Genomic DNA, 19,302 nt, shown 5'->3' with positions numbered 1-19,302 from the left:
GACTCATTTCCCTCCTTGAATTCTTCTGTATTTTTCTACTTTCTGTTCATCTAATTCAACACCTAATCCTACTCCAGAAGGGACATTGATTTTACCTTCTTTAAATTCAACCGGATTCTTAACTAAGTCATCTGCAAGCCACTGTGGACCAAATAATTCACTACCATAATCTAAATTACGGATAGCCCCGTATGCATGAAGACACGCTGCCGTCCCGATAGAGCTTTCCAAAGAAGTACCCCCAAAACAAGAAATTCCTGCTGATTCAGCAATCGCAGCGATTTTCAATGTATTCCTCATTCCGCCCGACTTATGGATTTTTAAAGAAAAAATATTTGCTGCTTTCTCTTGTACAAGCCGCTGGGCATCTTGTACTGTAGCTACACTTTCATCTGCCATAATAGGAACCTTTTTCATAGATGCTAATTCTGCGGCACCTGCAATATCTATTGGCGCTAGTGGCTGTTCCAAAAAATCAATTCCCGCCTCATCTAAACGATCCATCCACCGCGCCGCTGTCAATCTATCCCAAGAACCGTTCGGATCGATACCCGTCGTTGAAATACCATTTATACCGTTAGCAATTTTGATTGCCTTTTTCATATCTTCTGTTGTCTTCAATTGACCGGCTTTAATTTTAAAGTCTTTATATTGTTTGTTTCCAACAAGTTCTTTCGCCTCTTTAATATCTCCATCTGCGCCGCCTGTTGCCAGCGCCCATTTTACATCTATCGAATCTTGGAATAAGCCGCCTAATAACTGATGAACTGGGGCATTGTAGATTTTACCAACCACATCGTAAAGAGCCATTTCGACCGTCGCCTTCGCAAAAGGATTTGCACGTACGTGACGATCGAACGTTTGAAGTATTTGCTCAATATTCCTTGGATCTTGTCCAATTAAGATGGGTTTTAAATAGTGCTCAATGACAAGCTGCATTGTTTCTACACTTTCACCATTCCACCAAATTCCCGGTGTCGTTCCTTCGCCTATTCCGATTAACCCACTCTTCAATTCCAGCTGAATTAATAAAAAACTTTTAGTAGAAACAATTTCAGTTGAAAACTGGTGTGGCCTTTTAATAGGAACGTCTACAATAACTGTGTTAAGTTGCTTAATAGTAGATTTCATCATTTCATTCTCCTTATAATAACTTTTTTAATAAGTAAATTATTTGAAATAAATCTTCTGGACAACTGTTGCATAATTCTAATTGATATTGTACGATAAACGTACGATAGATTGTATATCGTACAACTATATTATAACCATGAAAGTAGGGCGATTGTCAATGGAGAATTCTAATAATTCTATTAAAAATGTAGATTTTATACAATCATTAGAACGTGGCTTATCTGTTATTCAAGCCTTTTCTCAAGAATATCCAAATCTAACTGTCAGTGAGGCTGCTACAATCACACATCTTAGTAGACCTGCTGTACGCAGAATACTCCTAACGCTAGAAAGCTTAGGTTATGTAAAGTCAATCAACGGACGTTTTTCATTAACTGCACGAGTCCTCTCTCTTGGCTATGCATATATTTCTTCTAAAAAAATTTGGGAAGGCGCCCATCATCATATGAAAAGTTTAGTCGAGAAAACAGATGAATCCACATCTATTTCAGTTTTAGATGGCACCGAAATAATATATGTAGCTCGAATTCCTACAAAAAGAATTATGACGATTTCTTTAGATGTTGGATCTCGTTTGCCTGCATACGCTACATCCATGGGTCAAGTGTTGCTAGCACATCTTCCACCTTCTGAGCTCGAAGATTATCTCCATAAAGTTAACTTGAACTATTTAACAGAAAAAACAATCATCGATAAATCAGATTTACTAGAACAGCTTAATGAAATTCGAGCAAAGGGATGGGGATTCATTGAACAACAATTAGAGGAGGGACTTAGTTCGATTGCGGCTCCAATTAAAAATGCCGAAGGAAAGGTTATTGCCGCAATCAATATATCAACACACGCCGGTAGATTTAACAATGACACAATATATAATTCTTTTTTACCACTACTTCTGCAAACAGCCGAGCAGATTAGTCATGAACTTTCAAAATCTCACCATGTATCTTATTTATAAAGGCCATGAAGAAACAACTACTTGGATGAACGAAAGTCAAAATGGCTTGATTAGACCTGAAAAACACTGAAAGAGTGACGTCGAAACTTTCAAAATAGACAGCCTCGATGTGGTGGTCGAAATCGCCACAAAGTAATTTTTAACGAAATCAGAATTATTAAAAGTCAAACGAAAAACGCACTGCTTATTTAAAAGCAGTGCGTTTTTTAGTATACAAATCTTTTATACTTGTTATTCTCCTGTCTAACGATACTGAAATAAATGAGTTTGCGGTGAAGCCACAATATCCACCTTCAGTTTTACATGTAACTCCCACGGATTGTATAGCCTTTATTTCTAACACTTATAGCGTATTTTGGTACCCCTTTGGTTTTCCAAAAGATCGAAAATTCATAATTAAATGTGCTAACATCCCCGCAACTAATCCCCAAAATGCGCCACCGATTCCTAATAGGGTTACATTTGCTGCTGTTGCTAGGAAAGTAATTAATGCTGTTTCACGATTCTTTGGATCACTTAATGCTCCCGAAAGACTACTTCCGATAGTTCCCAATAACGCTAAACCGGCTAGAGTAGCAATAAAGGTTGGAGGTAGTATTAAAAATAGCGTAACAAGTGTGACGCCGAAAATACCTACCATTATATAGAGAACGCCACATACTATCCCTGCTATATAACGTTTAGATTTGTCTTCATGAGCATCTGGTCCTGTACATATTGCAGATGTAATGGCTGCAATATTGAAAGCATGTGATCCAAAAGGGGCCATAAGTAATGAGCCTAAACCGGTTATCGTCACTATCGGATTCGCACTTGTTTTAAATCCGTCAGACCTTAATATCAGCATACCTGGTATATATTGTCCCGTTAAAGTGATGATAAATAAAGGTAAAGCAACACCCAATAAAGATGTCATAGTAAATTCCGGAACAGTTAAGATTGGTGTTGCAAAACTAAGCTCGATTCCTTGAAAGTCCACTTTTTTTAATACAATAAGATAAAATAGCCCAGCAATTAAAATACCTACTACTGCAAATCTGGAAATAAGCCGTTTTAAAATGATATATGTGAAAAACAAAACAATAACAAGCGCTGGGTCTACTTTGGCGCCCCCAAAAGCTGCAATTCCAAATTGGAGCAATATACCAGCCAATAAGCCAGATGCAATACCAGGTGGAATATATGTGATAAGACGATCAAACATGCCAGACAGCCCTAAAACAATAAATCCAATTGCAGAAATTATATAGGCACCTATTGCTTCGTTATAGGGGGTAAACAGTAACGCCGATGCTAAAAATGCTACGCCTGGAGTCGACCATGCTGTAATAATCGGTTCCTTATATTTGTAGCTCAGCCAGATACCTGTTATACCAACCCCGATGGAAAGCGAGCAAACCCACGAGGCAGTTAGTTCGGGACTTAGATTAGCTACTTTAGCCGCTTGGAATACAATTACAAACGTCCCGCCATAATTAACAATAACGGATACTAAAGCGGCTATTGTCGGGAACATAAAATCGCGAGCCTGTAGCTCCTTCAATTTGGATGTCATTTAAATGGTCCTTTCTATACGATTGAGTGCACACTTCATATCGACATATAGATGATCAAAATATCGTTGTAACATAAGCTCAAGTTGGCGTACATGCAATCCAACCCCTAAGCTAGTAGCATCACTCCTGTATAGGTATTGATTGTAGCAACTCCTGGATTGCATTTAAACTTCCATAACTGCATATTAGCGCAATCCATAAGTCCGTATTTAACCAAATCACTTGATAAAGCTATTGTTCATACCTATTGGATTGCAACTATAGCGTAAAAATGATTTAATAGATACAATCCATAGGATAGGTGGTTTGCATAATGATGAAGGTAGATCGTGATGATCATAAGCCCATTTGGCAACAACTGCTCGATCAAGCGATTCATAATATTACAACTGGTAATTGGCCTCCTGGGCAACTGCTAATCCCTTCTCGTGAACTTGCGCATATGATAGGCGTTTCTCGCTCCACGGTGCAAATTGTTTATGAGGAATTAGTCAGTCGAGGGTATACCGTTACGGCGGGCCGCGGAGGAACACGTGTTAACGACTGGAATCCAGCTATTATTACTAACGAGGAAGAGGATATAAAAGGACCGGTTCTCCCCTCGCTTTTTCTATTAGATTCGGCTATCAATCGATTGCATGATTGGTTCGGCGGGAAAGAGGATGCGGATGTTGAAATCGACTTTAGTCCGCATGAACCTTACTATGATAGTCATTTACATAAAAACTGGCGGCAATCGTTTAATCATGCTTCAGCAGTAGTTGATTTATCCATCTGGGGTACTGTCGATGCATATGGCTTTGAACCTTTACGACAACAAATCCAGCGCTACCTTTCCCTTGAAAGAGGTATCCATGTTAAAATGGAGCAAATTTTGTTGACATCTGGCGCCCAGCATAGTATTGATTTAATTGCGCAAGCACTTTTGCACGAAGGCGATACCATCTCTGTCGAAGACCCCGGATTTCCGGCTGCCTGGTTGGCGATGACTTATCGAAATATGAAGGTTGTACCTATACCTGTCGATGAGCACGGACTTCAAGTCGAACAGATTCATCCGTCATCCAAATTAATTTATATAACACCTTCACACCAGTGTGCTACCGGCGTCATCCTATCAGCACCACGCAGACAACAGTTAATACACAATGCTATTCACAATCAGACATGGATTGTAGAAGACGATTATGACAGTGAATTTCGGTACCGCGGCGAGCCCCTTCCAACATTATTCAGTCAAAATCCAAGTAACACGTTGTACCTAAAAAGTTTTTCTAAAATGATTGCTACTGGCATCCGCATATCAGCCATCGTCGGTCCCGCTGATGCTATCTCACAAATAGCCCGAGTTCAAAAATTGACGTACCGACACCTGCCCATTATGGAGCAATTAACGCTTACGCATTTCATTGAACATGGTCATTTTATGCGACATATGAGACGTACAAGAAATGTGTACCAGCGGAGACACGAGGCAATGACAAAAGCAATCGCATCCAGTGGTTTAAGAAAGCATTTCAAGTTAAGTGGTGTCGAAACGGGTTTACATATGTTACTTGAAGCTAGAGACACATTTGATGAAGAAGAAATGACACTTCAAGCACTCCACAAAGGCGTACGCGTCTATCCACTTCGACCTTATTGTTTGAATAGCGATAGAAAAGGATGGGTATTGGGATTTGCAAAAGTGGACGAAGCATTAATCGAGCAGGGTATGTATAGACTTGCGGAGTTATTCTAAAGACTATAATCTCTAGGTATATGATTACTTGGGTCGAGATTTACACATCTTTCAGAATATAGAAGTCAAAGCTGACAATCAGACTACGCGTCTATCCTTTATTCCCCAGGAAATGAAGTTCTGTTTACAATACTTCACCGTTATTGTAGGTTAGAATCAAGAGGAAGCGTCATTGAAAGGAGTGTAGCACGATGAAAAGAACACTAGTGATGAGCGACATCCACGGTGAACTGGAGATGTTTGAACGTCTATTGAATAATGTGAACTATAATCCCCAATATGATCAGCTTATTCTTTTGGGAGACTATGTGGATCGGGGCCCGAATGCGAAACTTGTCCTTGAGAAAGTGATCCAGTTAAAAGGACAGGGAGCCATCGTTTTAAAAGGCAACCACGAAGATATGATGATTAAAGCATTAACGACAAATGACGAAAAAGCATGGAAACACTGGATTACCCGAAGTGGTGGTGGCCAAACTTTAGCAAGCTACGGTTTCAATGAAAGCGAAATCAGCTTCAATGAGGATGATGTATTTAGTAAACCCGAAATTCATTCCAAGACCTTATTGAGGCATTTGGATTTCATTCAGAACCTCGACCCTATTTACCAACATGATGAAACGATTTTCGTTCATGCAGGCGTCCATCCATCAACCCCGATTGCTGATACAGATCCATATGTCCTCATGTGGATTCGAGAAGAGTTTCATAATGGCTATGCTGGAGATAAAACGGTTATCTTCGGTCATACACCAACGAAAAATCTTCACTTAGAACATAATAATAACTCTATCTTTTTTGGTGAAAACCGTATTATTGGAATCGATGGTGGTGCGGTTTATGGCGGGCAATTGAATTGCTTGGAATTACCCACGAAGACTGTTTTTTCGGTGAAATAATTATACTTTTTAAAAACAATGAACCCTGAGGTGATTGACTATGAAGATTCGTAATTACGAAGAACTAATTCCCGGTCGGATATTCATTGGTGGGATAGATGCAATTGACGATCTGCTTGCGAATGAAAAAGTTGATGTCATCTATGACTTACGTGCTGAAGTGAACGGTCCACTTTCCAGCGACATTAGCGTACACCAGCCGATTGTCGACGATGCAGAGCAACAAGATGCTTCCATCAAAGCGGCAGTCAACGAAGTGATTGATGCTTACAACGCCGGGAAAAATGTCTACTTTCACTGCAATACAGGAAGAGGACGTGGGGGAACCATTGCAACAGCAACATTATTGGAACTGGGACTAGCCCATTCAGTAGATGAAGCAGAGCAAAAGGCAAAAGAAATCCGTCCAGAAATTAACCCGAGACCTCAATTCAAAGACGCTTTGGAACGAATTTATAAGAAGTGAAAAAGCATAATAAATACAGGTCATCCTCTAATCAGGATGACCTGTATTTATTTCATTGTATTTGCGGCGCTTTCCATTTGATTGACACAATCATCGTAACGAGAAGGACAATCAATCCAAGTATAAAGGGATATAAAATATGCACATCATATAACCGTCCCGCAAGTAGCGGTCCTAGTACGTTACCGATACTCATATATGAATTATTCATACCCATTGCAAACCCTTGCTCATTCCCCGCCATTTTTGAAATAAGCGTCGTTAGAACAGGTCTCAAAATAGATGTAGCTAAAAAGATAATCATCGTGATGATGAAAAACATATTATAACTAGGCGCAAAAATAGATAACAAAAACCCAACCGCAGCAACACCAAGGAAGATATTCAACACCTTCGCTTCACCAAATCTACGCACAATCCAATCGACAGCAAAAAGTTGGATGACGACACTGACTATTCCTGTAGCCGTCACCATAATAGCGATGTCTTTTGGCGTCGCCCCGAATTCATTATCAATGAAAAGACCAAGGACAGATTCATAAGCCATTAACCCAAAACTCATGACGAGTGTAATCACAAGTGGGATGAAATATGGTTTTCTAAAGGATTGGGCAATTTCGTTCACCATCGGTTGCTGCTTTTCATCCTGGACTTCACTTTTCGATTCCATACTTTCTTCCAATAAAAACGCCGAAAATATAACGGCGACAAGCCCTACTAATGCTGAAATAAGAAGTGGCATCTTTAAACTAAATTCAGCTAGAAACCCACCAATTCCTGGCCCAATAACAATTCCAAGTGACATTGCCGCCGAGATGAAACTATTGCCCTTTGCACGTTGGTCCATCGTCGTAATATCTGCAACATAAGCAAAAATTGCAGGTATCAACAGTGCTGCCCCGACGCCTCCTATCACACGTGAAAGATATAAAACACTAATTGAATCAGAGAAATAAAAAACGAACATCGACAGAGCTAAACAACTAAGCCCAGCTATAATCATAATTCTGCGGCCAAACCGATCCGCCCATTTCCCCGCAATCGGCGACATGACGAGCTGTGCCCCTGCGAATATCGCAATCATCAAACCTGCCGCTGTCCCCGCTTGACCAATCGATTTTAAGTATGCAGGTAAAATAGGGATAATGATGCCGAAACTTCCGACGGCAATAAACATATTTATCATCAATATAATCATTTTCTTCCGTTGTTCACGTGACAAGTTGTTCGACCTTCTTTCTTTACATACAGACCTTTCATTATAATAATTTCCGACGGATTTGTCACCATTTTTCTCTGCTACACTTCAAATTTCGTAGTACTTTCTGAGTTATCACCGCCTTGGGAGGGTTTATCACCGCCTTGGGGCTCGTTATCACCGCCTTGATGTTGGTTATCACCGACTCGAAAGACTTTATCACCGCCTAGAACCCAGTTATCACCGTTACTCGTTTTTCACCATAGAAATGCCAGCCTATCCATAAAGTAATAGGCTGGCATTTTTTCATATCCATTAGTCACTTGTTACAGCAGTTATTTTCTGATCACGCGGTAAAGCTAAACCGACAAGCCCGATAATCGGTAGATACGACATAACCACCATCGTGGAAAACACGCCGATGTCATCCATCAAATTTCCGATGACCACCGCACCGACTGCCCCCATACCAAATGCAAGTCCTACAGTCAGTCCCGCCATCGTACCAATCTTACTTGGCACAAGCTCCTGCGCATAGACGACAGTAACTGAAAAGCTTAGCATGATGAAGAATCCTATGAACGCAAGCAATACAAGTACTGCCCATAACGAGACATACGGCAACAGGAGGCATAATGGAATCGGTACAATGAGCGACAGGACAATGACATTTTTCCTACCTATCTTATCTGCCATCGGTCCGCCAAAAAATGTCCCAACCGCCCCCAGCGCAAGAAAAAGGAATACAGTCAATAATCCTTCTTTATCAGTCAGGCTATACATTTCCTTTAAATGAAAGACATAAAAGTTCGTGACACTCGTTACGTAAAAAGAGCGAGCAAAAATGATAACGAGCAGTAAACCAAGCGCAATGCCCACTTGTCTCTTCGATAAATTCCCTAAAGATGACAAAAGTACTTTTTTGCGCGTATTCAACTTTTCTTGTTCCAATTGTTCCTTATACCAAGTTGAAATTTTAATCAAGATAATGATTGCAAGAGCTGCAACCACCATAAAAATCGCAGCACTTTTTTGTCCATATGGAACTAAGATATATGCGCCAATTAACGGAGCGAGCGCCTGACCCGAGTTTCCGCCAACTTGATAAATGGATTGGGCAAATCCCCTCTTTGAACCGGCGGCCATATAAGAAACGCGGGAGCCTTCCGGATGAAAAACGGCGGAACCAAAGCCTAGTAACATCACGGAGATGAGAATCATCCAATATTCGGGAGCGAAAGCAAGGCCTCCTATACCGACAAGAGAGAACATCATCCCGAACGGTAAGGCATACGGTTTAGGCTTTCGATCACTTAAATAGCCGACAACCGGTTGTAATACAGACGCGACCATATTTAGGCAGAAAGCAATCATCCCAAGCTGCGTAAATGTAAAACCCCGTGCCTCTTTAAGTATTAGAAACATCGCCGGAATAACGGATTGCAGCGAATCATTTAGTAAATGAACGCCACCGATGGCAAATATGATCGGATAAACTGGATTTCCTAATGAAGTAGCTTTTTTTTTCGCTGACATTTCATGTTCACATACTTTCTAAAATTAGAATACTATCTACTATCTACTATCTACTATCTACTATCTACTATCTACTATCTACTATAACTTAATTCATAAAACCTCATTACATCTTCTTTTATCACTAAAAAACTAAAAAAATTCAAAAAAGACTGGACAGCTGAATCGCCATCCAATCCTTTGCTTATTTAACTTCTTTATGAAGTGTCATTTTTCTCAAACGCGGACAATATTTTTTCAATTCTAGACGTTCAGGATTATTCCGTTTGTTTTTTGTTGTACTATAATTGCGATCTCCTGTTTCTGTACAAGCTAATGTTATATTCACACGCATTATTCTTCCTCCTTCATCTTAAATCGTAATTGTTACTATTTATAGTGTATTTTATTTTTCAAGAATTGGCAAGATAAAAACGCCTTCTGCATGATTTATTTGCAGAAGGCGTACCTGATTATTTCCATCTCTCCATTGCAGTTTCCAAATTACTGAGGTACACGGAACCTTTCAACATGGGAGGTGGGCAACATTTATTGTGTTCCGAAATTTTTTCATTCAATTCCGAAATCCTTTGTTCCAAATCATGCATCGGGTCAACTGTATACAGGGCTGCAATCGCTTCTATCTCATCGCGAACTTCATGCTGAAGCTTCAACCAATGCGGCTTATGCCCCCCATCCATCGCAATCCGTTGAAAGTGTTGGAATGTGTCACCTGAAAAGTACTCTTCCGGTAACGGCTTCCCGTGACCTTTTAAATTGTCCATACCCCCTTGTTCAGTATATTTTTTCAGAATATCTCCAATCAAATCGTTATATGGTGGATTTAATTTATCATCACTCACTTCCGTGCACATCCTTTCCATAGTTATAGTTTCAATAAATTATTTACATTTGGCGTGTAGTCTAATTTCATTTTCTCCAACTCGATTTTCATTTTTTCTGTTTCAATCATAAAATTTTGCTGTTTCATTTTCTCAAGTTCAATTTCATCACGAATCATATCTGCTCTAATTTTAATCGTCTTTCGCTTATAGTCTGTAATAATCGCAGTTATCGGAACACACATGACACACGCAACAATTCCTAGTACATATAACAACCTGATCACTCCTTAGACAAATTTCATTTAATTCCATTGTACACGATTTTAATTCCAATTGAGTTATATTTACGACACTAAAAGCCGACTGCACATGGCAATCAACTTTTAGTGTTTATCACTTCTGCGTGAAAGTGACAGGCATGACTACGCCAACGACTTCTCCAGTTGCGCAAAGGATTTCACCCGCAAATACTTCGATGGATACTTTCCATTTCTTCGGATGAATTTCTTCCACTTTGCCCACCGCTTTCAATACAGTTCCTTGCGGTGTCGGTTTTAAATAATCGACGTTTAATGACGCCGTAACAAATCGTGGTGGAACTTCACCGCTTCCAGGTTCATGACCGTTTTTACGATGGAGTGCAAGTGAGCAAGACCCCGTTCCATGGCAATCAACAAGGGACGCAATCGCTCCCCCATAGACAAATCCAGGAATAGCGGTGTATTTTTCAGCCGGTTCAAAAAATGTTACCGTTTCTTCCCCCTGCCATCCTGTGCGGAAATGATTCCCCTCTTTGTTCAACTTCCCACAACCATAACACCATGCAAAATCATCCGGATACTCATCTTGGATTGCATGCATCACTTTTGTAAGCATTTTCTCATTCCCCCTTTTACACTATAACCCATTCATTATAACATTCTGATAACAAATTAATCCCCCAAAATATCTTTCAAAAACTTCTCTTTATGATCAAGGAAATACTTCGTAATCTGGTAATGCTCCGTCATTTCATAGTCGATTTCCTTAATTTCGCCTTCATCGAAACTAAGGATTGTCGCATCAGGATAACCTAAAATAATTGGCGAGTGCGTTGCTATGATAAATTGACAATCCTCATGCTGCACCAAATCATGCATGACTCGCATGAATGTTAACTGTCTTTGTGGTGATAAAGCAGCTTCCGGCTCATCCAAAAGGTAGATTGCCTTGCCATTAAAGCGGTTCAAAAACAACGACAAAAATGATTCACCATGGGATTGAATATGTAATGATTTACCCCCGTAATCCTTTAAAGCCTTTATAGATTCCCCAGGTTGCCTTGCTAACTGGTCAATATGCGACGCAAATTGATAAAAGGATTCCGCCCGTAGGAAGAAACCATTCGTCACTTTCGGCATCCAGGACAGCCGTAGATAATCACTTAACGTACTTTCCGACGCATCCACTTCATATGTATTATTCCTCCCGCCGCCTGCCGAATTGAACCCACATAAGTCGGCAATCCCTTCAAGCAACGTCGATTTTCCCGAACCATTTTCCCCTACAAAAAACGTGATTTTACGCGTCAATTCCAACTCCGTCATACTTTGAATAGAGGGGATGGAGAAAGGGTAGCCCGTTTTCGTTTCATCACGGAGAAGCTTAATTTTATTCAAAAACAATTTGTAGTCCCTCCAATCATTAATTTTCCACCGACTACGAACATACCTTAGGAGTTAACCGCGCTAAACCGAAAAACAGCCGGCTGCGTATACTACAGAAACGACATACAGGAGGAATCAAACATGAAAAAGAAAATGAAAATAAGAGCACTTTTTATCATTGCATTACTGATTGGCGGCACCTATGAAATCGTTCAATCCATTAACGATTTTAGTCAAAGAGAGTTTAACGAACTACTAAACTTCACGAATGGTTCATTTAATTCCTTGATTTTCACCAAGCCCCCTACACCCGCTTCAAAAGCTAAAACATGGATGGTCGATGATGAAAATGAAATCGATGAATTTTTGCATTTCCTTCAAAATTATCATGTCCAAAAATTAAAACCCGAAGAAATTGATGTTTATGATGATATCCAACAATTCGGAATCAGCCTAGAAGACGAAAATGGCGATCGCATCACCGTTTTTATTAATGAAGACTTAATCATCCAAAATAACATGCTCTATTACAAGATTGTTGACGGTCCACTCGATGTGGATTGGCTCGTCCATTTCTTTCTAAACAATCAACTTTGACTCAATTTAGAATTCCCTTCATCTCTCCTCTTTCAGGTACAATACAATAAAGAAGTACTGAAAAGGAGCATTTTATTATGGATTTTAAAAGCATCGATGAACAAGTCATTCAAAAATACCAAGAGGACGAACAACTGATGATTCGATTATTTGTTCAGTGGTGCAAGAATAACCAATTAAACCCCATTGAATTATACAGCCGCGCATATCCCGAACAACTGGAAAATCTCACGATGAAAAAAGTTATGGAAGATGCGGAATTTGAGGACGAAATCGACATCGATAACGAGATGATGCTCGATGTCCTGCAACTTTTCGGAAATGATGATCTCGCATTCGTACTCTCAGATGAAATCAGCCGCCTCCCTGAAAATTAAGGATTGGATAACTGAAAGTTTCTAAAAAATCGATTCGTTTTTACATTTCTTCTTTTCTATTATATACTATACATTAGTTCGATATCCGTAATAATAAAGGAGAGATAAGATTGGTTAAAAGTTTACCTATACGTTCAGAAGTAAAGATTGAAGAAACGTGGAATCTAGACGATCTTTTTAAAACTGAGGATGACTACAATGCAGCAGTAGCTGAATTAGAAAAAGCAGTCGCTGCATTCGTCGAGAAGTTCAAAGGGAATATTAACGATGCCCCGTCTGTCAATGAAGCACTCAAAGGGTATGCAGCCATTTACGAAAAAACGGTTCCTGTTGGCACCTATACAAGTTTGGCTTCTAGTGTGGACCAAACAAATGACGAAGCACAAATGCGTTCAAGCAAATACGGTTCAACTGCCGCGAAAATCAATAGTAAATTATCATTCGTAAACAGTGAACTTTCTGAGTTACCTTTAGAAGTATTGGAACAAGCACAGCAGCAATCCACAGACTTCAAAAATTACTTGGACAAATTGATTCGCAAAAAAGATCATCAACTACATCCTGAAGTTGAAAAAACATTAGCAGCATTTTCTTCCACATTCAATGGAGCTTATGGCTTATATAATACGACAAAAATGGTGGACATGTCATTCGATGATTTCGAAGTAGATGGCCAGAAGTATCCGCTTAGCTATGTTTCATTCGAAGGCGCTTGGGAAACAGAGCCCGACACGGACAAACGTCGAGCTGCATTTGATGCTTTCTCTGCGAAATTGAAAGAATACCAACATACAACTGCAAAAACATACGACATGCATCTTCAAACTGAGAAGACAACTTCCGACGTGCGTGGCTATGATACAGTTTTCGATTATTTATTGTTTAATCAGGAAGTCGACCGCTCGATGTACAACCGCCAAATCGACTTGATCACAAAAGAGCTTGCACCTCATATGCGTAAATACGCAAAACTTATTCAGAAAGTTCATGGGTTGGATAAAATGACGTTTGCTGACTTGAAAATTCCGCTTGACCCGACGTATGAGCCGAAAATTTCAGTAGAAGAATCCAAGAAGTATATCAATGAATCGCTTGCCATTATGGGCGATGATTACTTGAATATGGTAGATCGCTCTTACAAAGAACGTTGGATTGATTTCGCACAAAACAAAGGGAAATCAACAGGTGCTTTCTGTTCTAGCCCTTACGGTAATCATCCCTATATTCTTATTTCCTGGACTGGAAGTATGGAGGATGTATTCGTTCTTGCACATGAACTTGGACATGCAGGCCATTTCTACAACGCAAACCGTGAACAGAATGTATTTAATGCGCGGCCATCCCTTTACTTCATCGAAGCCCCGTCTACGATGAATGAAATGCTTGTAGCAAATCATCTATTGAAAAACTCGGATGATCCGAAATTCAAACGCTGGGTTATTTCATCAATCGTGGCACGCACGTATTACCATAACTTCGTCACGCACTTATTAGAAGCAGCTTATCAGCGTAAAGTCTATGAGCGTATCGATGCTGGAGGCAGTGTCAATGCAGGCGTTTTAAATAACTTAAAACGTAGTGTCCTAGAAGAGTTCTGGGGAGAAGATGTTGACATCAATGACGGTGCTGAATTGACTTGGATGCGCCAGCCTCATTATTATATGGGCTTGTATCCATACACATACAGCGCCGGGCTAACGATTTCAACACAAGTGTCTAAACGCATCTTGGCGGAAGGACAGCCCGCTGTAGATGAATGGTTGGAAGTATTGAAAGCAGGAGGAACAGAATCACCTGCGGAACTTGCTAAAATGGCTGGTGTCGATATCACAACTGAGCAACCCTTACTTGATACAATCGCTTATATCGGTGAATTGATCAATCAGCTGGTTGTGTTGACAGAAGAAATCGAATCTAAACAATAAGAACAGTAAAAACCGTCCAAGTGAATGATGACTTGGACGGTTTTTCTCATTAGACATTCGGAAATTATACCTTTTAGAACATTTTTTCTTATTTCATCCATTTTGGTTTCCCGAAACCCTTGAAATTGGAATCGATGACTTTCTCAAACTGTTCTGATTCAATTATTTCTATAATATCTTTGGCAAATGGCTTCTCTTTGTCTTCCGTTCTTACGGCAACCAGATTCCGAAACTGATCGGGCATATCTTCTAGAACTAATGCATCGAGCAAATTCATATCCGCTGCGATTGCAAAGTTTCCTGGAACAGCTGCTAAATCGGAACTATCCACAGAGCGTGGTAATTGGCCTGCTTCTATAGGTTGGACAACTAAATTTTTCGGATTGGTCACGATGTCTTTCTCAGATGCTTTTAATGGATCGATGTTTGGATCGATTTCAATTAGGTCCACCGATTCCAATACGAGAAGTGTTCTGGCCGCATTGACCGGATCATTCGGAATTGTAATCGTTGCGCCATCTGTAATTTCATCCAATGACTTAAATTTACTCGAATAGATGCCGAGTGGTGCTGTCGGTACGACAATCAAATCCGATAATTCCATGTTATTTTCTTTCGAGAAGTTTTCCAAGTAAACGATATGTTGAAATAGATTCGCATCAATCGCCCTACTATCCAACGCATTATTTGGCTGAATGTAATCACTAAACTCAACAATCTCTATTTTATAGCCCTTTTCTTCAAGTCCTGGAACGATTGCTTTTTTCAACATATCACTATACGGGCCTGGAGTTGCCCCAAATTTCAATGACTTATCATCCGATGCTTTGTCTTTCCCACCACATGCTGCAAGTGCAGTTGCAAGTACAAGGATGATGATTGTTACTAGTAATTTTCTCATGTTTCATTCTCTCCTCTATTATCTTTTGTCTATTATTTTTGAAATCCAATCTCCTGCAAATTGTATTAATTGTACAAAAACAATTAATATCACAACCGTCACAATCATGATTGTATTATCATAGCGGTAATAACCGAATCGTATTGCTAAATCACCGATTCCTCCGCCTCCGACAACACCCGCCATCGCAGAATACGCAACTAAACTAATGACAGTTAACGTCACACCTTGAATAATACTCGACTTTGCTTCAGGGAATAGCACATCTTTAATAATCATCCAAGGTGTAGCGCCTACCGCAATTGCCGCTTCAATAACTCCTTTATCTATTTCACGTAGCGATGTCTCTACAATTCTGGCAAAGAACGGAATCGCTGCTGCGGACAATGAAACACTAGCTGCTGCTGGTCCATACGGATTTCCTACAATCAATTTCGTCAGTGGAATGAGCGCTACTAGTAGAATGATGTACGGTATGGATCTGACCATATTGACGATAAATCCGAGAACTGATTTTACGACTATATTCTCAAGAAACAGCCCTTTATCTGTGACAAATAGTAAGATTCCTAGTGGAAGCCCAAATACCAATGCGACAGCTAGTGAAATACTAATCATATAAAGTGTTTCACCAAACGCTTTCGTAATATCAGGCATTAACTCAACAACATGTTGAAAGTCAATTCCCATGATCAATCACCTCCACTAGCGAAGCACGGGACGACATATAGGAAATGGCTTTTTCAACTTCCTGATTGTCTCCTTGGAGTTCCATTAAAAATATGCCAAGCGGAATTTCTTGAATGTATTCAATCGAGCCATGTAGAAAGTTTCCTTTGATATTGTACTGTTGGACTGTATCGGAAATTATGCCCTCTCCGGCAACATCACCTTTATACATTACTTTAACAATACGCCCAGTACACTTATTCAAAATCGCAGACGGAACATCAAATGATACAACACTACTTATAAATTCTTTCGTTAACTCTTCTTTCGGACCAGAAAATATATCATAGACAGCCCCTTCTTCAATCACTTTCCCATCTTGCATAATGGCCATCCGATCACAAATCTCTTTCACCACATTCATTTCATGCGTGATCAAAACAATTGTGATTTTTAATTCCTTATTGATTTTTTTCAACAGCCGTAATATCGACAGCGTCGTATTTGGGTCTAAAGCAGATGTTGCTTCATCGCACAGTAAGACGGACGGATTATTCGCAAGTGCCCGTGCAATTCCTACTCGTTGCTTTTGACCACCACTCAATTGTGCGGGGTAAACATCTCGCTTATCAGCCAGACCCACCATTTCTAGGAGCTCTGTTACGCGCTTATTAATTTGACTGGCAGGTGTTTTTGCTGCTCGTAAAGCAAAAGCGATGTTTTCATAAATGGTCTTCTGACTGATTAAATGAAAATGTTGAAAAATCATTCCAATTTTCAAACGCGCCTGACGTAATTTTCTTCCTCTTAGCTTCATCAAATTCAAACCATCTATTTTGATTTCGCCGCTCGTTGGTTTCTCCAACAAATTCAAGCAGCGGATGAGCGAGCTTTTCCCAGCACCCGAATACCCTACAATCCCAAAAACTTCACCCGTAGTGATGTTGAGTGATACATTGTCTACCCCTTTAACAACCCGCTCTTTTGTTGTGTATATTTTCGATAAATCTTTAATTTGAATCATGTCATGCCCCTCTTCCTAAACAATAAAAAAACACCTCTTTCATTAATGAAAGAAGCACTGAAAAAAGGTTCAGCTTATCTCTCAGAATGAAGTTCACTCTGTAGGACTTGGCACCTTCCTCGCTTTACACAAGGGGTTGCTGGACGTCATCGGGCCTTTCCCTCAGTCACTCTTGATAAGTTCTGTTATTCGATTGTTTTAAGTATAGTTTACATCATAGTTTGTTGAAGATGAACTGTCAACCTTTTTCGACCAATATTTATACAAGAATATTGAATTATTATTAATAAGACATGTATACTTACTTACAAGAATGTAGAAACTTTCTACGTTTTTTCGTTTTAGACTATTAAGAAAAGAGGGCTTTAAATGGAACTTTCAAATCGATTAAAATCGTTACCTCCACATTTCTTCACAACACTTATAAAAAAAGTTGACTCGGCAATAGCAGAAGGTCGCGATGTAATTAATTTGGGACGTGGAAATCCCGACCAGCCAACACCACCACATATCGTCAAGGCGCTACAGCAAGCTGTTGAAGATCCTTCGACACATGGCTACTCCCCTTTCAGAGGAATTTCTGAATTGCGGCAAGCCGTAGCGGAATTTTACAAGCGTGAATACAACGTAATAGTCGACCCTGACTCGGAAGTAGCAGTTTTAGGTGGAACGAAAATCGGAGTCGTCGAATTACCACTTGCCATTATGAATGAAGGAGAATCATTACTTCTTCCAGACCCAGGATATCCCGATTACTTGTCTGGCATAAGTTTGGCAAATATAGAGTATGACTTAATGCCATTACTCGCAAAAAATAACTTTCTACCTGACTATAATGCCCTTTCTGATAAGCAAAAAAGAGATGCGAAACTGATGTATTTGAACTATCCAAGTAACCCAACCGGCGTTACTGCTAATTTGCAATTTTATGAAGAAACCGTAGCATTTGCAAAAGAAAATGCTATCGCAGTTTTGCACGACTTTGCTTATGGAGCTATCGGTTTTGATGGAAAAAAACCAATTAGCTTCCTGCAAGCGAATGGGGCAAAAGAAGTCGGCATCGAAACACTTTCTCTTTCCAAAATGTTTAACATGGCTGGCTGGAGAGTCGGATTTGCAGTCGGGAATTCTAAGATTGTTGCTGCTATCAATTTGTTGCAAGACCATCTATTCACTAGTGTATTCCCCGCAGTGCAGCGCGCTGCTGTTGTTGCGCTAACGGACAGCCAGCAATGCGTCACGGACCTTGTCTCTCTTTACGAGAGTCGCCGTGATGTCTTAATTACTGAATGCAAACGGATTGGTTGGGACGTTGTCGCACCTAAAGGTTCATTTTTCGCATGGCTACCCGTTCCAAAAGGCTATTCGAGTGAGTCATTCTCTGACTTACTGTTAGCGAATGCGAACGTAGCCGTATCACCAGGTAACGGCTTCGGAAAACACGGAGAAGGTTATGTCCGAGTCGGGCTATTAGAAAATCATATTCGCATAAGAGAAGCAATTGTACGTATCGAGAAGCTTGGGCTATTTTCAGTTACAGATTGAAAAATGACGCTGAATGAATTGAAAAAGAGTAACAACATGGAGATTCATGTTGTTACTCTTTTATATTACTTAACTTTCACACCTCTAAAAACGGGGTTTACAAGCTATACTTCCCGTCGAATTCCCACACTACTATAAGATTTCGCCTCGATTCCATTTTGGGTCTTTAAGTAGCTTTATCGTCTCCAAAAACCTGATTCCCCAAAAAGGAGTCCTCAAATAGCTCCTTGATATGTCTATTTTCATGAGACTTTTTAAAATGATAATCATGAAAGTCGTTTGTGTCATCCCAATTTCTACTTGGAG

Annotated in this window: 20 protein-coding genes and 1 riboswitch; of the genes, 8 read left to right on the top strand and 12 right to left on the bottom strand. The window is 39.9% G+C overall.

Annotated features, from left to right (window positions below):
* Positions 1–3 precede the first annotated feature (3 nt).
* Positions 4–1,131, bottom strand: a complete 1,128-nt coding sequence (locus H4683_RS06815; protein WP_192598090.1) for a muconate/chloromuconate family cycloisomerase — start codon at positions 1,129–1,131, stop codon at positions 4–6.
* A gap of 160 nt (positions 1,132–1,291) precedes the next feature.
* Between H4683_RS06815 and H4683_RS06810 the strand changes: the two genes are divergently transcribed.
* A complete protein-coding gene (locus H4683_RS06810; RefSeq protein WP_192598089.1) occupies positions 1,292–2,092 on the top strand; it encodes an IclR family transcriptional regulator domain-containing protein in 801 nt (266 codons plus the stop codon).
* A 343-nt stretch (positions 2,093–2,435) separates the two neighbouring features.
* Here H4683_RS06810 and H4683_RS06805 read toward each other — a convergent pair whose 3' ends face one another.
* Entirely contained in the window at positions 2,436–3,647 is a 1,212-nt protein-coding gene (locus tag H4683_RS06805) for a benzoate/H(+) symporter BenE family transporter (RefSeq protein ID WP_192598088.1), read from the bottom strand.
* 314 nt (positions 3,648–3,961) lie between these two features.
* Here H4683_RS06805 and pdxR point away from each other — a divergent pair, with 314 nt between their 5' ends.
* The 3 genes from pdxR (at position 3,962) to H4683_RS06790 (ending at position 6,754) form a co-directional block, all read left to right on the top strand.
* Positions 3,962–5,389 (top strand): MocR-like pyridoxine biosynthesis transcription factor PdxR, encoded by a 1,428-nt coding sequence (gene pdxR, locus H4683_RS06800; RefSeq protein WP_192598087.1) that lies wholly within the window; start codon positions 3,962–3,964, stop codon positions 5,387–5,389.
* Positions 5,390–5,580: 191 nt separating this feature from the next.
* Positions 5,581–6,288 (top strand): metallophosphoesterase family protein, encoded by a 708-nt coding sequence (locus H4683_RS06795; protein ID WP_192598086.1) that lies wholly within the window; start codon positions 5,581–5,583, stop codon positions 6,286–6,288.
* Positions 6,289–6,328: 40 nt separating this feature from the next.
* A complete protein-coding gene (locus tag H4683_RS06790) occupies positions 6,329–6,754 on the top strand; it encodes a protein-tyrosine phosphatase family protein (protein WP_192598085.1) in 426 nt (141 codons plus the stop codon).
* A gap of 52 nt (positions 6,755–6,806) precedes the next feature.
* Here H4683_RS06790 and H4683_RS06785 read toward each other — a convergent pair whose 3' ends face one another.
* The 7 genes from H4683_RS06785 to H4683_RS06755 form a co-directional block, all read right to left on the bottom strand.
* Positions 6,807–7,976, bottom strand: coding sequence for an MFS transporter (locus H4683_RS06785; protein WP_192598084.1), 1,170 nt, complete (start codon positions 7,974–7,976; stop codon positions 6,807–6,809).
* A 291-nt stretch (positions 7,977–8,267) separates the two neighbouring features.
* Positions 8,268–9,488 carry an MFS transporter gene (locus H4683_RS06780; protein WP_192598083.1) on the bottom strand — a complete coding sequence of 407 codons (1,221 nt, stop codon included), beginning with the start codon at positions 9,486–9,488 and terminating at the stop codon, positions 8,268–8,270.
* A 184-nt stretch (positions 9,489–9,672) separates the two neighbouring features.
* A complete protein-coding gene (gene rpmG / locus H4683_RS06775; protein WP_192598082.1) occupies positions 9,673–9,822 on the bottom strand; it encodes a 50S ribosomal protein L33 in 150 nt (49 codons plus the stop codon).
* Positions 9,823–9,940: 118 nt separating this feature from the next.
* Positions 9,941–10,330 carry a DnaJ family domain-containing protein gene (locus tag H4683_RS06770; RefSeq protein ID WP_338062410.1) on the bottom strand — a complete coding sequence of 130 codons (390 nt, stop codon included), beginning with the start codon at positions 10,328–10,330 and terminating at the stop codon, positions 9,941–9,943.
* A gap of 23 nt (positions 10,331–10,353) precedes the next feature.
* Positions 10,354–10,587 (bottom strand): hypothetical protein, encoded by a 234-nt coding sequence (locus H4683_RS06765; RefSeq protein ID WP_225941938.1) that lies wholly within the window; start codon positions 10,585–10,587, stop codon positions 10,354–10,356.
* Positions 10,588–10,705: 118 nt separating this feature from the next.
* Positions 10,706–11,188, bottom strand: a complete 483-nt coding sequence (locus H4683_RS06760; RefSeq protein WP_192598081.1) for a PaaI family thioesterase — start codon at positions 11,186–11,188, stop codon at positions 10,706–10,708.
* Positions 11,189–11,244: 56 nt separating this feature from the next.
* Positions 11,245–11,976, bottom strand: a complete 732-nt coding sequence (locus tag H4683_RS06755; RefSeq protein ID WP_192598080.1) for an AAA family ATPase — start codon at positions 11,974–11,976, stop codon at positions 11,245–11,247.
* 123 nt (positions 11,977–12,099) lie between these two features.
* Here H4683_RS06755 and H4683_RS06750 point away from each other — a divergent pair, with 123 nt between their 5' ends.
* The 3 genes from H4683_RS06750 (at position 12,100) to pepF (ending at position 14,857) form a co-directional block, all read left to right on the top strand.
* A complete protein-coding gene (locus H4683_RS06750) occupies positions 12,100–12,555 on the top strand; it encodes a hypothetical protein (RefSeq protein ID WP_192598079.1) in 456 nt (151 codons plus the stop codon).
* A gap of 77 nt (positions 12,556–12,632) precedes the next feature.
* Positions 12,633–12,932: a hypothetical protein gene (locus H4683_RS06745; protein ID WP_192598078.1), complete on the top strand. Its 300-nt coding sequence runs from the start codon at positions 12,633–12,635 to the stop codon at positions 12,930–12,932.
* Between the two features lie 110 nt (positions 12,933–13,042).
* On the top strand, positions 13,043–14,857 hold the full coding sequence (pepF, locus tag H4683_RS06740; RefSeq protein WP_192598077.1) for an oligoendopeptidase F: 1,815 nt from the start codon (positions 13,043–13,045) through the stop codon (positions 14,855–14,857).
* Positions 14,858–14,945: 88 nt separating this feature from the next.
* Here pepF and H4683_RS06735 read toward each other — a convergent pair whose 3' ends face one another.
* From H4683_RS06735 to H4683_RS06725, 3 genes are read right to left on the bottom strand one after another with little or no spacing between them, the layout of a single operon-like run.
* Positions 14,946–15,758: a MetQ/NlpA family ABC transporter substrate-binding protein gene (locus H4683_RS06735; protein WP_192598076.1), complete on the bottom strand. Its 813-nt coding sequence runs from the start codon at positions 15,756–15,758 to the stop codon at positions 14,946–14,948.
* Positions 15,759–15,776: 18 nt separating this feature from the next.
* Entirely contained in the window at positions 15,777–16,448 is a 672-nt protein-coding gene (locus H4683_RS06730) for a methionine ABC transporter permease (RefSeq protein WP_192598075.1), read from the bottom strand.
* On the bottom strand, positions 16,438–17,451 hold the full coding sequence (locus H4683_RS06725; RefSeq protein ID WP_192598074.1) for a methionine ABC transporter ATP-binding protein: 1,014 nt from the start codon (positions 17,449–17,451) through the stop codon (positions 16,438–16,440). The genes H4683_RS06730 and H4683_RS06725 overlap by 11 nt, the downstream gene beginning before the upstream one ends.
* A gap of 71 nt (positions 17,452–17,522) precedes the next feature.
* A riboswitch (SAM riboswitch) is annotated at positions 17,523–17,633 on the bottom strand.
* 187 nt (positions 17,634–17,820) lie between these two features.
* Between H4683_RS06725 and H4683_RS06720 the strand changes: the two genes are divergently transcribed.
* Positions 17,821–18,996, top strand: a complete 1,176-nt coding sequence (locus H4683_RS06720) for a pyridoxal phosphate-dependent aminotransferase (protein WP_192598073.1) — start codon at positions 17,821–17,823, stop codon at positions 18,994–18,996.
* Positions 18,997–19,302: the final 306 nt, after the last annotated feature.

The organism is Sporosarcina limicola, assembly GCF_014873855.1.
GTDB lineage: Bacteria > Bacillota > Bacilli > Bacillales_A > Planococcaceae > Sporosarcina > Sporosarcina limicola.
The sequence above is the reverse complement of the archived record's forward strand: the minus strand, read 5'-3'. Positions and strand labels throughout refer to the sequence as shown.

What these genes read in the sequence shown, in the direction of transcription:
- H4683_RS06815 (WP_192598090.1), bottom strand. Translation starts at nt 1,131, where the DNA reads ATGAAATCTACTATTAAGCAACTTAACACAGTTATTGTAGACGTTCCT.
- H4683_RS06810 (WP_192598089.1), top strand. Translation starts at nt 1,292, where the DNA reads ATGGAGAATTCTAATAATTCTATTAAAAATGTAGATTTTATACAATCA.
- H4683_RS06805 (WP_192598088.1), bottom strand. Translation starts at nt 3,647, where the DNA reads ATGACATCCAAATTGAAGGAGCTACAGGCTCGCGATTTTATGTTCCCG.
- pdxR (WP_192598087.1), top strand. Translation starts at nt 3,962, where the DNA reads ATGATGAAGGTAGATCGTGATGATCATAAGCCCATTTGGCAACAACTG.
- H4683_RS06795 (WP_192598086.1), top strand. Translation starts at nt 5,581, where the DNA reads ATGAAAAGAACACTAGTGATGAGCGACATCCACGGTGAACTGGAGATG.
- H4683_RS06790 (WP_192598085.1), top strand. Translation starts at nt 6,329, where the DNA reads ATGAAGATTCGTAATTACGAAGAACTAATTCCCGGTCGGATATTCATT.
- H4683_RS06780 (WP_192598083.1), bottom strand. Translation starts at nt 9,488, where the DNA reads ATGTCAGCGAAAAAAAAAGCTACTTCATTAGGAAATCCAGTTTATCCG.
- rpmG (WP_192598082.1), bottom strand. Translation starts at nt 9,822, where the DNA reads ATGCGTGTGAATATAACATTAGCTTGTACAGAAACAGGAGATCGCAAT.
- H4683_RS06760 (WP_192598081.1), bottom strand. Translation starts at nt 11,188, where the DNA reads ATGCTTACAAAAGTGATGCATGCAATCCAAGATGAGTATCCGGATGAT.
- H4683_RS06750 (WP_192598079.1), top strand. Translation starts at nt 12,100, where the DNA reads ATGAAAAAGAAAATGAAAATAAGAGCACTTTTTATCATTGCATTACTG.
- H4683_RS06745 (WP_192598078.1), top strand. Translation starts at nt 12,633, where the DNA reads ATGGATTTTAAAAGCATCGATGAACAAGTCATTCAAAAATACCAAGAG.
- H4683_RS06735 (WP_192598076.1), bottom strand. Translation starts at nt 15,758, where the DNA reads ATGAGAAAATTACTAGTAACAATCATCATCCTTGTACTTGCAACTGCA.
- H4683_RS06730 (WP_192598075.1), bottom strand. Translation starts at nt 16,448, where the DNA reads ATGGGAATTGACTTTCAACATGTTGTTGAGTTAATGCCTGATATTACG.
- H4683_RS06725 (WP_192598074.1), bottom strand. Translation starts at nt 17,451, where the DNA reads ATGATTCAAATTAAAGATTTATCGAAAATATACACAACAAAAGAGCGG.
- H4683_RS06720 (WP_192598073.1), top strand. Translation starts at nt 17,821, where the DNA reads ATGGAACTTTCAAATCGATTAAAATCGTTACCTCCACATTTCTTCACA.